Origin of the sequence: Streptomyces sp. NPDC086080 (genome assembly GCF_044540255.1) — a bacterium.
In the GTDB taxonomy this organism is placed as follows: Bacteria; Actinomycetota; Actinomycetes; order Streptomycetales; family Streptomycetaceae; genus Streptomyces.
In genome coordinates, this window is the sequence record NZ_JBITRU010000012.1 from 66,219 (window position 1) to 79,719 (window position 13,501).

Consider the following 13,501-nt stretch of genomic DNA (forward strand, 5'->3'; position numbering starts at 1 on the left):
TTTGGAAAATGGGAAGGGTGAAGAGTGGCATGCGTATCTCCGGGGCGCATGTGAACCGGGGGCGCTTCATCGCACTCCGTTGATCACGGCCCCGAGCGCCGCCTCACTGACGATGAGCTACTGGGGGTAGCAACCACATGACCAAGAAGACGCGGATCCGTGTCGCTCGGATCGCGGCCGGTGCCGTGATCGCGGCCGGTGCTTCGCTGACGGCGGCCGGCGCCGCCTCCGCCTTCGAGATCGGCGTGAGCTCCGAGGCGAACGACGCGGGCCTCGGGGTGGGTGTCGGCCTCGACGGGGAGAACCCGGGTGAGGGCGAACCGGGCTGCGAAGTGGGCACCGGCCCTGAGTGCCCCGAGGAGCCTGGCGGCGAGGAGCCTGGCGGCGAGGAGCCCGGGGGTGAGGAGCCCGGCGGGGAGGAGCCCGGCGGGGAAGAGCCCGGCGGGGAAGAGCCCGGCGGGGAGGAGCCCGGGGGCGAGGAGCCTGGCGGGGAGGAGCCCGGGGGCGAGGAGCCCGGCGGCGAGGACCCCGTCGAGGAGCCCTCCGAGGACCCGACCACCCCGGGCAACGGCAATGGCAACGGCAACGGTGGCAACGCCGCCGACCCCGACGGCGGTACCTCGCCGCAGCAGGAGGGCTCCTCGTCCCTCACCGACACCGGCGACGACGTCCCGGCCACCTCGGCGCAGGGCAACGGCAAGGAACTCGCCGAGACCGGTGCCGCCGAGATGACCTTCCTGGTGATCGGCGCCGCCACGATGATCGCCGGCGGTATCGGCTTCCGGGTGCTGCCGCGCCTGATGACCGGCCGCGGAGGCGCCGCCGCCTGACGGTGGCCGCGCGTGCACGCACCGTGCACATGACGTAGGACGAAGGGCCCGGAACGCGCTCGCGTTCCGGGCCCTTCGTTCCGTTCCCGTTCCTGCCCCGCCCCGCCGTGGGCGGCGGGCTCAGACGGTCTGCTGGGCGAGCAGCGCCACCGCCGCGATCAGCACCGCCAGGAGGGCGATCAGCATCAGGGGGTTCAGCCCCGCGAAGAAGTTGTTCTCCTGCTGCAGCCGCTCGCGGTTCGCGCGGCACACCGGGCACCGGCCCTCGCTCACGGGCGCGGCGCAGTTCGCGCACACCAGCCGGTCGTACGTCATGCGCTCGCCCTCCTCGCACCGATTCCAGTTGAGACAACGCCCACGTTCGCGTGAACGTTCCCCCTCCCCACTGTGCCAGGTTCCCGCGGGGGCTGCGCAGGGTGGCCCGGAAGGGGTGGATTCGGGTGGTTGCGCGACTGCGGCGGCGTGGGGGCCGGTCGCGCGGTTCCCCGCGCCCCTGGGGTGCTGTACGCATCCGGGACAGGAAACAAAAGGGCGTAAGGGTTACGTAACCCCCTGCGGTGCCTGCGCTCGGCTCCCCGGGTCGCGTAAGGTCACGCTCATCTACCCCCGGCTACCCGTGGTGCATCCGTGATCCGATTCGACAATGTGTCCAAGGTCTACCCCAAACAGAACCGTCCAGCCCTCAGGGATGTGACCCTGGAGGTCGAGAAGGGCGAGTTCGTCTTCCTCGTGGGTTCCTCCGGCTCCGGAAAGTCCACCTTCCTGCGGCTGATCCTCCGCGAGGAGCGGGCCAGCCACGGGCAGGTGCACGTCCTGGGCAAGGACCTCGCCCGCGTCTCCAACTGGAAGGTGCCGCAGATCCGGCGCCAGCTGGGGACCGTGTTCCAGGACTTCCGCCTGCTGCCGAACAAGACGGTCGCCGAGAACGTCGCCTTCGCGCAGGAGGTCATCGGCAAGTCGCGCGGTGAGATCCGCAAGTCCGTGCCGCAGGTGCTCGACCTCGTCGGGCTCGGCGGCAAGGAGGACCGCATGCCGGGCGAACTCTCCGGTGGTGAGCAGCAGCGCGTCGCCATCGCGCGGGCCTTCGTCAACCGGCCCAAACTGCTCATCTGCGACGAGCCCACCGGCAACCTCGACCCGCAGACCTCCGTCGGCATCATGAAGCTGCTCGACCGGATCAACCGGACGGGCACAACCGTGGTGATGGCGACGCACGACCAGAACATCGTGGACCAGATGCGCAAGCGCGTCATCGAGCTGGAGAAGGGCCGTCTCGTCCGCGACCAGGCACGCGGCGTCTACGGCTACCAGCACTGACGCTCCACGGAAAGGCTTGATCAGACGCCATGCGCGCCCAGTTCGTCCTGTCGGAGATCGGCGTCGGTCTCCGCCGCAACCTGACGATGACCTTCGCCGTCGTCGTCTCCGTCGCCCTGTCGCTCGCCCTGTTCGGCGGGTCGCTCCTGATGAGCGACCAGGTGAACACGATGAAGGGCTACTGGTACGACAAGGTCAACGTCTCCATCTTCCTGTGCAACAAGAGTGACGCCGAGTCCGACCCCAGCTGCGCCAAGGGCGCGGTGACCGACGACCAGAAGGGTCAGATCAAGACCGACCTGGAGAAGATGTCGGTCGTCGACTCGGTGTCGTACGAGTCGCAGGACGAGGCGTACAAGCACTACAAGGAGCAGTTCGGCGACTCCCCGCTGGCCAGCTCTCTCACGCCGGACCAGATGCAGGAGTCGTACCGCATCAAGCTGAAGGACCCGGAGAAGTACAACGTCATCGCGACCGCCTTCGACGGCCGGGACGGCGTGCAGTCGGTGCAGGACCAGAAGGGCATCCTGGACAACCTCTTCGGGCTGCTGGAAGGCATGAACCTGGCTGCCCTCGCGATGATGGCGCTCATGCTGGTCGTCGCCCTCATGCTGATCGTGAACACGGTGCGCGTGTCCGCGTTCAGCCGCCGGCGCGAGACCGGGATCATGCGGCTGGTCGGCGCCTCCGGCTTCTACATCCAGGCGCCGTTCATCATGGAGGCCGCGGTCGCGGGGCTCATCGGCGGCACGCTCGCGTGCGGATTCCTGATCGTCGCGCGGTACTTCATCATCGACCACGGACTGGCCCTGTCCGAGAAGCTGAATCTGATCAACTTCATCGGCTGGGACGCCGTACTGACGAAGCTTCCGCTGATTCTCGCGACCAGCCTGCTGATGCCGGCCCTGGCCGCGTTCTTCGCGTTGCGCAAGTACCTGAAGGTGTGACTCTTGCCAAGAGGGGCGTGCGGGCAACCGGCCGTGCGCCCCTTCGCGTTGTCCTAGACTCACCGGCATGTCAGGTCGCGCCCTGTTCTGCCGGCCCCGCCGTATCCGCCGCGGGGCCGCCCTGACCTTGGTGTTCGCGAGCGTGCTGGTCGCCGGCGCGGCCACCGGCAGCCTCCCCGGCGCCGACCCCGGGGACACGGCGGAAGGAGCGCCTCCGACCGCCCCCGTGGGCCACCACGCGGAGGTCGCCCGAGTGGTCGAGGAGGCCGCCGCCGACGGCACGTCCCCCATGGAGGCCGCCCAGCGCGCCGTCAGCCGCAGCGGGGACCGCTGGGCCGCCGTCTACTCCCCGGGCGAGTACGAGGAGTTCGAGGAGTCCCTGGACGGCCATTACACCGGGGTCGGCCTGTGGGCCCGCGAGCGGAACGGCCGGATCGAGGTGACGAGGGTGGGCGGCGACACGCCCGCCGCCGCAGCGGGCATCCGCGCGGGGGACCGGCTGCGCAGCGTCGACGGCGAACCGGTCGACGGCCGTCCGGTCACCGAGGTCGTCTCCCTGCTGCGCGGCGACACCGCGGGCGACAGCGCCGGCACCACCGTCCGCCTCGGTCTGGAGCGCGGCACGCGCGCGTGGCACGAGACCGTACGCCGGGCCCGGCTGTCCCGGGACCCCGTCACGGTCCGCGCGCTCGACTCCGGCGTCACCGTCATCAGGGTCGGCGCCTTCACCAGGGGATCCGGGGAGGAGGTCCGCACCGCCGTACGGCGGGCCCCGGCCGGTGCCGGGATCGTCCTCGACCTGCGGGGCAACTCCGGCGGGCTGGTCGCCGAGGCGGCCACCGTGGCCTCCGCCTTCCTCGACGGCGGCCTGGTCGCCACGTACGACGTCGACGGTGAGCAGCGCGCCCTGCACGCCGAACCCGGCGGCGACACGACCAGACCCCTGGTCGCGCTCGTCGACGGCGGGACGATGAGCGCGGCGGAGCTTCTCACCGGCGCCCTGCAGGACCGCGGACGGGCGGTCGTCGTGGGCTCCCGCACCTTCGGCAAGGGATCGGTCCAGATGCCGGCCACGCTGCCCGACGGCTCCGTCGTCGAGCTGACCGTCGGCCACTACCGCACCCCCTCCGGCCGGGACGTCGACGGCCGCGGCCTCACCCCCGACCTGGAGGCCGACAAGGAGGCGCTCCAGCGGGCCGAGACGGTCCTCAGCGGACTCGGCCGGTAGGACGGGCCCCGGCGCACGGTCGGTAATCGGCTTTCCGCGGACCCCCTCCGTAGTGCGAAAATGGCGGCACTATGGCTAAGGAAAAAGGGCGCAAGCTGATCGCGCAGAACAAGAAGGCGCGGCACGACTACCTCATCATCGACACCTACGAGGCCGGCCTGGTCCTCACGGGCACGGAGGTGAAGTCGCTGCGCCAGGGACGGGCGTCGCTGGTGGACGGCTTCGTTCAGCTGTCCGACCACGAGGCGTGGCTGCACAACGTGCACGTGCCGGAGTACAGCCAGGGCACCTGGACCAACCACAGCGCGCGGCGCAAGCGCAAGCTGCTGCTGCACCGCGCGGAGATCGACAAGCTGCAGTCCAAGTCCCAGGAGACGGGGCACACCATCGTGCCGCTCGCCCTGTACTTCAAGGACGGCCGTGCGAAGGTCGAGATCGCGCTGGCCAAGGGCAAGAAGGAGTACGACAAGCGGCAGACACTGCGGGAGAAGCAGGACCGGCGCGAGACCGACCGGGCGATCTCGGCGGCCCGCAGGAAGCAGCGGGCGTAGGCCCGCGCGGAGGGGCCGGGGAATACGCTGGCACCGACCCGTGTTGGTCACGTACGATGGCACTGCACCCCACAGAGGGTGCGTACCTTGAGAAAAAAACATGGGGATGATCGGTTTCGACAGCGGCTGTCGAAGCAGGGGAAGCGTGTCGAGGAAGCGGCCATGATCTCGTAAACCACAGGCCGAAAAAAACAATCGCCAATTCTAAGCGATCTGTCTCCCAGGGCGAGCTCGCCCTCGCTGCCTGATCTTCAGGTAGCGAGCAGCGGCTCCCCTACTTAAGGGAGTGTCAGCCCGGGGATGTTCCCGACCCGGATCCTGGCATCAGCTAGGGGACTAAACCTTGATCCCGGTCACGGGGTGAAGAGGGAAACCACACAGTGACTGAGCCCGTCGGAGACTTGTCGGCGTGATCTCCGGGGCCGAGAAATGCACAGTCGACTGCACACGGAGAAGCCCTGATTCCGCACCGTTGGACGCGGGTTCGATTCCCGCCATCTCCACTCATCCCATGTGGGCACAGGCCCCGTCGCTTCGAGCGGCGGGGCCTGTGTCATGCCCTACCTTCCCTCTCCGTGCGGTGCCGTGCTCGCCCGTTCCGTCAGCCGCGGCGGCAGCAGGGTGGTCCCCGGTACGGGAGCGCCGGACAGCTTCCGCATCAGCAGCCGCACCGCGCGGGTGCCCAGTTCCGCGGACGGGACGGCGACCGAGGTGAGCGGTGTGCGGGCCGATGCGGCCACCGCGGCCGGACAGACGGCGGTGAGGGACAGATCGCCGGGGATGCGCACCCCCAGCCGCTCGAAGGCGTCGGTCAGCGGGTCGAGCAGCGGTTCGTTGTGCACCACCAGCGCGGTCAGTGCGGGAAGGTCGCTCAGCAGCCGTTCGGCGATCGCGCGGGCGGCGTCCCGGCCGGTGCCGCACGGACGCACGGTGGAGGTGAGCCGGTGCCGGTCCGCGGCCGCGGTGAAGCCCTCCACGAGCCGCCGCGCGAACGCGGTCCGCCGTACGTACACCTCCGGCGGCGAGCCGACCAGCGCCACAACCCGGTGCCCGAGCCGCGCCAGGTGCTCGACGCACAGCTCACCGGCCGCCCGGAAATCCAGGTCGACACAGGTCAGCCCCTCCGGCTCGGCGGGCAGGCCGATCAGCACCGACGGTAAGGAGTGGGCGCGCAGCAGCGGCAGCCGGGGGTCCTGGAGCTGGACGTCCGTCACGATCACCGCGTCCGCGAGGCCCGTCCCGGTGACGCGCCGGATCCCCTCCTCGCCGTCCTCCTGGGTGAGGAGCAGGACATCGTGGTCGTGTGCGCGGGCGGCGGTGACCACCGACAGCGCGAACCGCGTCATCACCGGCGCATGGATGCCGGAGCGCATCGGGACAGCGAGCGCCAGCACCTTGGACCGGCGGCCCGCCCGGGAGCGGCCGGCGTCCGTCCGGTAGCCCAGCTCGTGCACGGCCGCCTGGACCCGGCGCCGGGTCGCGTCGGAGATCGGGCGCTTGCCGCTGAGCGCGTACGAGACCGTACTGGGGGAGACCCCGGCGCGCCGGGCCACATCGGTGATCTTCACCATGGAGGGTCCTCACTGGCACTGTGCACTGCCATCCGTGGGGGGAAAGCGCTTTCGAAGCGCTTCGACGGGTGAAGGTATGTGCGGGGCCTGTGGTCGTCAATGGGGTGCGCGGGAATCGGTGGAGCGGTTCGACGACCCGAACGGGATCAGGGCCCCCAGGGCGACGAGGAGAGCCGCCGCGGCGGCCGTCACCGGCACGCCGTACCCGGCCGTCGCCGAGACGTGCTCCACGGTCCAGCCGCCGGCCGCGCTGCCGCAGGCGATCCCGCCGAGCAGGCAGGTGACCGCGAGGGTCATGCCCTCGTTCAGCCGGCCCTCGGGGGTGCGCTGCTGCACCAGGGTCATGGTGGTGACCATCGTCGGGGCGGTCGCCGTCCCGGCGATCAGGAGCGTGGCCGCGAGAACCGGCAGCGAGCCGGTGAGGCCGGCCGCGAGCAGGGGCAGGGTCATCAACGCGGCCATCGCGGCCAGGCACCATGGCAGCCGGGACCGCGCGGACCCGGCCGGGCGCATCGCCCCGTACAGCAGCCCCGCCGCACAGGAACCGGCCGCCTGGAGCGCCAGCACTGCGCCGGACGCCGCGCGGTGTCCCTGTTCGTCCGCGAACGCGAGGGTCACGACCTCCATCGAGCCGAACACCGCGCCCGTCGCCAGGCACACCGCCAGCAGCGGTCGCATGCCGGGTGCCCGCAGCGGCGCCCGCGCGGTGGAACGCCGCACGACCGGCGGCTCGGTCGACCGCTGGGCGGTGAACAGCACCACGCCCGTCAGCAGCAGCACGGCACCGACGAGCGTGCCCGCCTCCGGGAAGAACGCCGTGCACAGGAAGGCCGCGAGCACCGGGCCGAGCATGAAGCACAGTTCGTCCGCGGCCTGCTCGAAGGAGTTGGCGGTGTGCAGCGCGTCGGGGTCCCCCTTCAGCAGATGCGTCCAGCGGGCCCGGGACATGCCGCCGGTATTGGGGGTGGTGGAGGTGGCGGCGTAGGAGGCGAAGAGGGTCCAGTCGGGGGCACCGTGCCGTACGCAGAGCAGCAGCGCGAGGGAGCCGAGCGCGGCGAGCACCGTGGCCGGCCGGGCGATACGGGCCTGCCCGTACCGGTCGACCAGGCGAGCGGTCCACGGCGCGACCACCGCCGTCGCCGCCAGCCCCGTCGCGGTGACGGCGCCTGCCAGGGCGTACGACCCCCGCGTTCCGGCGATCATCACGACCGCGCTCACGCTGAACATGCCCATCGGCAGCCGGGCGATCAGGTTCCCCGCCGTGAAGGCGCGGGCGCCGGGCCGTGCGAAGAGGCGGCGGTACGGGCCCTTCGTGCGGGGCTCGCCGCGGGTGCGCGGGCCGAAGTCGACGGCGACCAGGGTGTCGGCCGTGACGGTGAACAGGGGAGTGTCCCGGGAGGTCGGCTGAGGCATGGCTCCACCGTCGCTCCAGGTCATACGGCCGGTCCAACACCTTCTCGGCGCCGATTCACGCACCCGCGTTGTAAGTTCGGGGGATGTCCACCCCCACCCACCTCGACCTGCGTCTGCTGCGCGCCTTCGTGACGGTCGCCGAGGAACTGCACTTCACCCGCGCCGCCGCGCGCCTCTACGTCGCCCAGCAGGCGCTCAGCCGGGACGTGCGGCGGCTGGAGCGGGAGCTGGGCAGTGAGCTGTTCGTCCGGACCACCCGCCAGGTGACGCTCACCGCCGACGGCGTACGGCTGCTGCCGTACGCCCGCGCGGTGCTCCAGGCGCAGGACGACCTGCTCGCCGCCGCCGGGCAGGCGCGCCCCCTGCTGGTCGACCTCAACACCCCGGGTCTGGGGACCCCGCGGCGGGTGCTGCACCGGGCCCGCGAACTCGCCCCGGGGCACGAGCTGATGGCCCGTTACGAGAGCGGGCTGACCTGGGCGGCGGGCGAGCTGCTCGCGGGGCGGCTCGACGCGTCGTTCGGACGCTTCGCGGGGCTCGCCCCCGCACTGCGCTCCGGGCTCGGCCAGCAGCCGGTGCGGTACGAACCAATGGCGGTGCTGCTGCCCGATGACCACCCGCTGGCCGCGCGGGCCGAGGTGCCGCTGGCCGCGCTGGCCGGCGAGACGGTGTACGCCGGGGCGGGAAACCCCCGCACGCCGGAGTGGACCGACCTCGCGCGGCAACTGTTCCAGGGGCGGGGCATCGCGCTCGCGCCGCCTGCGCCGCTGGCCGTCGGGGAGGAGGAGTTCCAGCGGGTGATGGCCGGAACGCGCTATCCGATCCTCGCCGTCGTGGACTTCCCGCCGTTGCCTTCGATGGTGCTGCGGCCCCTCGTGGACCCGGTTCCGTTGTCGCCTGTGTCCCTGGTGTGGCGGAAGGGCCTGGTCCATCCCGCTCTGGAGGCACTTCGGCGGTCCGCGGCGGTGGTCGGCGCGGAGCGGGGCTGGCTGCGGATGCCGGAGGAAGGGTGGGTTCCGGCCAGCGACTCTGTTGTGATGACGTCCGGGTGATGTCCCGCAATTGACACGAAAGGCTACAGGGCGCACACGAAACCCCCGCATGCGCTACATTCGTGCCCGAGCACAGTGTGATAAACGGGGCGCTCGGGGCGGTTGGGCGCCCGGTCCGGCGACGAGTGCTCCGTCGTACGCGCACCCGGAACGGTCCTGGGGGGAAGTGCGTGCGCGTGGAAAAGTGGCGAGAAGACGCCCAACCCGGAGAGCTCGAGGACGCACCTGCGGCCGAGGAACTCCTGGTCAAGGACGAAGGCGGGGGCTCCGCGGAGACCGACCCGATCGAGGACCGCTGGGCCCGTATCGGGGTCTTCCCCACTGTGGCCGAAAAGCCCCTGCGCGGTCCCGTCCGGAACACGGATCACACGGTGACCCTGCGCGGCGACGTCCCGCGCGAGGAGCGGACGCGGACGCCCCGGGACAGGCTGGCGGCGGACGGTCTGCGTCACGGGGGCGGACCCACGGCTTCGGACGACGGCGTGCCGACGGATGGCCCGCGCGATGCCGTGCCGGCGGGTGGGCCGCGCGACACGCACCGCTCCGCCCGCCTCCTGGAGGAGCCCGTGGACGCCTCGCGCGGCGCGGGCGACCGTGCGGCTTCGCGCGGTGAACGCAAGCCCGACCCGTGGACCGTGGACCGGACCGCGGCCCCGCGCGCCGCGTGGAGTGAGCGTGCGGACAGCCGCCGGGATGCCGGTGGCACCTCGTCCGCCTCATCCGCCTCGTCCGGCGACGGCGGGCATCCGCCCGGCGTGGACCGGACCGTGGCGGCCTCGCGCCGCGAACGTTCCGAAGCCAACCGGCTCGCGGCCGCGTTCCGTAGAGAGCCCGCGGATGCCACCGCTCCGCGCGGCGCGGACGGCATCACCACGCCGCGTGGCGAGCGGACGCCGGGGCCGCGTGACGCGGATCGCTTTTCCCCGCTGCGCAAAGGGCTCGGGGACTCCCCGCGCGGCGCGGAGGGTGTCGCTGCGCCGCGTGGTGAGCGGGCGGGTGACGGTGGCACGGTCTCGCGGGACGGTGAGGCGGGCGTGGGCCGTTCCGCGGAGGCGTCCGCGGACACGCTGCGCAAGGGCGAAGCCCGGCCCCCGCGTGGTGACGGAGCACCGGAGCGGGACTCCGCCTCGGGGTCCGGCTCCGAGCCCTGCTCCGGGACCGAGTCCCGCTCCGCGGACGGTGCGCGGGACATGGAGCGCACCGCCATGCTGCGCGGCCCCGCCGTCGGGGCGGAGGACGTGGTCGGTGTCCGGGGTCCGGAGCGGGACTTCGGCTCCGAGTCCGGCTCTGGGTCGGTGGGCGATGCGCGCGACATGGAGCGCACCACCGTGCTGCGCAGCCCGGCCGCCGGGGCGAAGGACGCGGTCGGCCCCCGGGGTTCGGAGCGTGTCTCCGGCTCCGGCTCCGAGTCCGGCTCTGGGTCCGTGGGCGGTGCGCGCGACATGGAGCGCACCACCGTGCTGCGCAGCCCGGCCGCCGGAGCGGGGAGCCCCCGGTCGACCTCGACGACGGCGGACGTGGCCGTCAGTGCCTCCCTCCGGGACCCGTGGCAGGAGGAACCGGAACCCGTCGGCGAGGCCGCCGCGGCCACGCACGATCCGCACGAGGTGACCGTCCAGCTCGACGCCGTGCAGTTCGGCGAGGGCGGCATGCTGGGCCGGGCGCCCGCCGCGCCGAAGAGAGCGGAGCGGGACGGCGCCGACGGGCCCGTGTTCGTGGACGAGTCCGGCCGCCGCAGCCGCAGATACCGCCGTATCGGCATGGCCGTGGGTCTTGCCTGCGCCTGCTATGCCGCCGTCATCGTCGCCACGCTGCTGTCCGGCAACTCCGACGCCCCCTGGCTGCCCGTCCCCGGACAGCAGCAGGAGCAACAGCCCGCGGCGGAGGTCGAGACCTCCCCGCGGCCCGGCGAGACGGACGCCACCCCCGGCTCCGGCACCAGCCTCCTCCCCGGAGGCTCCCCGAGCCCCGGCGCCTCCACCCTGCCCCGGCCCGGCACCGGCGTCCCCGCGCCCGGCGCGACCGCCGGTCAGGACAGGCCCGGCACGACCGCCGCCCCGGAGCCCACCGCGACCCGGAAGACCCAACAGCCGGGCCCCGGCACCCAGGAGACGTCCACGCCGACGGCGCCCGTGGAAACGCCGGGCACCCCGCCCGCGAACACCACCCCGCCGGCCGACGACCCCGGCCCCGGGACGGAGACGACCGCTCCCACGGGCGGCGGCGGAGACGATGACGGTGCCACCGTCGACAACGCCGCCGGTGCCGACGACTCCCAGCCGGTGGCCGCCGGGAACCCGGGAGCCGAACCCGCCCCCTCCGCCCCCTCCGCCGCACCGTCCCCGGAGTACGTCCTCTGATGGCATCCCGAACCCGCCGGCGCCGTCTGCCCCTGCGTCTGCTGCTGCCGCTGCTCTTCCTCGTCGCCCTGATGGCGATGCTCATGCTGCGCGGCTACGTGCACAGCGAGATCCTCGCCGACCACCGAGTCCAGTCCCCGGCCGCCGCCGACCAGGTGCCGGACAAGGTCCTGGACGGCGGCCCGGTCATCGACACCCGGGGCGGCCGCGCGGAGACGCTGCGCGTGCCGGACCGGCATGTCGTGCTCACCTTCGACGACGGCCCCGACCCGGTCTGGACCCCCAAGGTCCTGGACGTCCTGGAGAAGCACGACGCGCACGCCGTCTTCTTCGTCACCGGAACGATGGCCTCCCGCCACCCCGACCTCGTCCGCCGCATGGTCGAGGAGGGGCACGAGATCGGGCTGCACACCTTCAACCACCCGGATCTCTCCCTGCAGTCGAAGGACCGCATCGACTGGGAGCTGTCCCAGAACCAACTGGCGATCACGGGCGCCGCGGGCATCCGCACCTCCCTTTTCCGGCCGCCGTACTCCTCCCAGGCCAGCGCCATGGACAACAACTCCTGGCCGGTCACCCGGTACATCGGCGACCGCGGCTACATCACCGTCGTCAACACCCACGACTCCGAGGACTGGCGCAAGCCCGGTGTCGACGAGATCATCCGTCGTGCCACGCCGAAGGGCGGCGAGGGCGGCATCGTCCTGATGCACGACTCCGGCGGCGCCCGCCACCAGACCGTCCAGGCGCTGGACCGGATGCTGCCCGACCTGAAGGACAAGGGCTACACGTTCGACAACCTCACCGAGGCCCTCAAGGCGCCCAGCGCGCACTCCGCGGTGACCGGTGTCGAGCTGTGGAAGGGCAAGGCCTGGGTCTTCCTCGTACAGGCGTCCGACCGCATCACCGGCGTCCTCGTGACCGGACTCGCGATCATCGGCTCCCTGGTCATCGCCCGCTTCGTGCTGATGCTCGTCCTGTCGGCCGCGCACGCCCGCAAGGTGCGCCGCAAGGGCTTCGCGTGGGGACCGCCGGTCACCGAGCCGGTGACGGTGCTGGTGCCCGCGTACAACGAGGCCAAGTGCATCGAGGACACGGTGCGTTCCCTCGTGGAGAGCGACCACCCCGTCGAGATCATCGTCATCGACGACGGCTCCAGCGACGGCACCGCGCGGATCGTGGAGTCGCTGGGCCTGCCGGGCGTCCGGGTGGTCCGCCAGCTCAACGCCGGCAAGCCGGCCGCCCTCAACCGGGGTGTGGCCAACGCCCGCCACGACATCATCGTGATGATGGACGGCGACACGGTCTTCGAGCCGACCACCGTCCGTGAACTGGTGCAGCCCTTCGGTGATCCGCGCGTGGGCGCCGTCGCGGGCAACGCCAAGGTCGCCAACAAGGACAAGCTGATCGGCGCCTGGCAGCACATCGAGTACGTCATGGGCTTCAACCTCGACCGCCGGATGTACGACGTCCTGCGGTGCATGCCCACCATCCCCGGCGCCGTCGGCGCGTTCCGCCGCTCCGCGCTGGAGCGGGTCGGCGGTATGAGCGACGACACGCTCGCCGAGGACACCGACATCACCATGGCCATCCACCGCGACGGCTGGAAGGTGGTCTACGCGGAGAACGCCCGCGCGTGGACCGAGGCCCCCGAGTCGGTGCAGCAGCTGTGGTCCCAGCGCTACCGCTGGTCCTACGGCACCATGCAGGCGATCTGGAAGCACCGCCGCGCGGTGATCGACCGGGGCCCGTCGGGCCGCTTCGGCCGGGTCGGACTCCCGCTGGTCTCCCTCTTCATGGTCCTGGCCCCGCTGCTGGCCCCGCTCATCGACGTGTTCCTCATCTACGGCCTGGTCTTCGGCCCGACCGACAAGACGATCATCGCCTGGTTCGGCGTCCTCGCCATCCAGGCGGCCTGCGCGGCCTACTCCTTCGTCCTCGACAAGGAGAAGCTCACCCCGCTGCTGTCCCTGCCGCTGCAGCAGATCCTCTACCGGCAGCTGATGTACGTCGTGCTGCTCCAGTCCTGGATCACGGCGCTCACCGGCGGCCGGCTGCGCTGGCAGAAGCTGCGGCGCAAGGGCGGTGTCTCCGCCCCGCCGGGCGCTTCCGCGCAGCAGCCGCAGGCCCTGGACGGCAGCCCGGTGGCCCAGGCCCTGTCGCAAAAGTGACGCCTGCCGCGCGACGCCCGGCACGCACTCCCGTCGCAGGCCCTGGGCCCCGCCCGTCACC

The 13,501-nt window shown here is 72.0% G+C and carries 11 protein-coding genes and 1 other RNA gene; 9 read left to right on the plus strand and 3 right to left on the minus strand.

Annotated features, from left to right (window positions below):
• The first annotated feature begins 137 nt into the window (after positions 1–137).
• Positions 138–830: an LPXTG cell wall anchor domain-containing protein gene (locus ACIF9R_RS16715; protein ID WP_399980105.1), complete on the plus strand. Its 693-nt coding sequence runs from the start codon at positions 138–140 to the stop codon at positions 828–830.
• A gap of 120 nt (positions 831–950) precedes the next feature.
• Here ACIF9R_RS16715 and ACIF9R_RS16720 read toward each other — a convergent pair whose 3' ends face one another.
• Entirely contained in the window at positions 951–1,145 is a 195-nt protein-coding gene (locus ACIF9R_RS16720; protein ID WP_399980108.1) for a hypothetical protein, read from the minus strand.
• Positions 1,146–1,457: 312 nt separating this feature from the next.
• Here ACIF9R_RS16720 and ftsE point away from each other — a divergent pair, with 312 nt between their 5' ends.
• The 5 genes from ftsE (at position 1,458) to ssrA (ending at position 5,379) form a co-directional block, all read left to right on the plus strand.
• The gene (ftsE, locus tag ACIF9R_RS16725) at positions 1,458–2,147 is read left to right on the plus strand and encodes a cell division ATP-binding protein FtsE (protein ID WP_399980111.1); all 690 of its coding nucleotides are present in this window, start codon (positions 1,458–1,460) and stop codon (positions 2,145–2,147) included.
• Between the two features lie 29 nt (positions 2,148–2,176).
• Positions 2,177–3,094, plus strand: coding sequence for a permease-like cell division protein FtsX (gene ftsX / locus ACIF9R_RS16730; RefSeq protein WP_399980113.1), 918 nt, complete (start codon positions 2,177–2,179; stop codon positions 3,092–3,094).
• Positions 3,095–3,161: 67 nt separating this feature from the next.
• Positions 3,162–4,322: a S41 family peptidase gene (locus ACIF9R_RS16735; RefSeq protein ID WP_399980116.1), complete on the plus strand. Its 1,161-nt coding sequence runs from the start codon at positions 3,162–3,164 to the stop codon at positions 4,320–4,322.
• Positions 4,323–4,393: 71 nt separating this feature from the next.
• Entirely contained in the window at positions 4,394–4,873 is a 480-nt protein-coding gene (gene smpB / locus ACIF9R_RS16740; RefSeq protein ID WP_399980117.1) for an SsrA-binding protein SmpB, read from the plus strand.
• Between the two features lie 102 nt (positions 4,874–4,975).
• Positions 4,976–5,379: a transfer-messenger RNA gene (ssrA, locus tag ACIF9R_RS16745) on the plus strand.
• A 54-nt stretch (positions 5,380–5,433) separates the two neighbouring features.
• Here ssrA and ACIF9R_RS16750 read toward each other — a convergent pair.
• Positions 5,434–6,444, minus strand: a complete 1,011-nt coding sequence (locus tag ACIF9R_RS16750; protein WP_399980120.1) for a LacI family DNA-binding transcriptional regulator — start codon at positions 6,442–6,444, stop codon at positions 5,434–5,436.
• 96 nt (positions 6,445–6,540) lie between these two features.
• A complete protein-coding gene (locus ACIF9R_RS16755; protein WP_399980122.1) occupies positions 6,541–7,857 on the minus strand; it encodes an MFS transporter in 1,317 nt (438 codons plus the stop codon).
• Between the two features lie 83 nt (positions 7,858–7,940).
• On the opposite strand from ACIF9R_RS16755, the gene ACIF9R_RS16760 reads away from it, so the two are divergent.
• The 3 genes from ACIF9R_RS16760 (at position 7,941) to ACIF9R_RS16770 (ending at position 13,440) form a co-directional block, all read left to right on the plus strand.
• The gene (locus tag ACIF9R_RS16760) at positions 7,941–8,909 is read left to right on the plus strand and encodes a LysR family transcriptional regulator (RefSeq protein ID WP_399980125.1); all 969 of its coding nucleotides are present in this window, start codon (positions 7,941–7,943) and stop codon (positions 8,907–8,909) included.
• A gap of 176 nt (positions 8,910–9,085) precedes the next feature.
• Complete coding sequence (locus ACIF9R_RS16765; protein WP_399980128.1) at positions 9,086–11,269, plus strand: hypothetical protein; 2,184 nt, start codon at positions 9,086–9,088, stop codon at positions 11,267–11,269.
• Positions 11,269–13,440, plus strand: coding sequence for a glycosyltransferase (locus ACIF9R_RS16770; protein ID WP_399980130.1), 2,172 nt, complete (start codon positions 11,269–11,271; stop codon positions 13,438–13,440). The genes ACIF9R_RS16765 and ACIF9R_RS16770 overlap by 1 nt, the downstream gene beginning before the upstream one ends.
• The last annotated feature ends 61 nt before the right edge of the window (positions 13,441–13,501 follow it).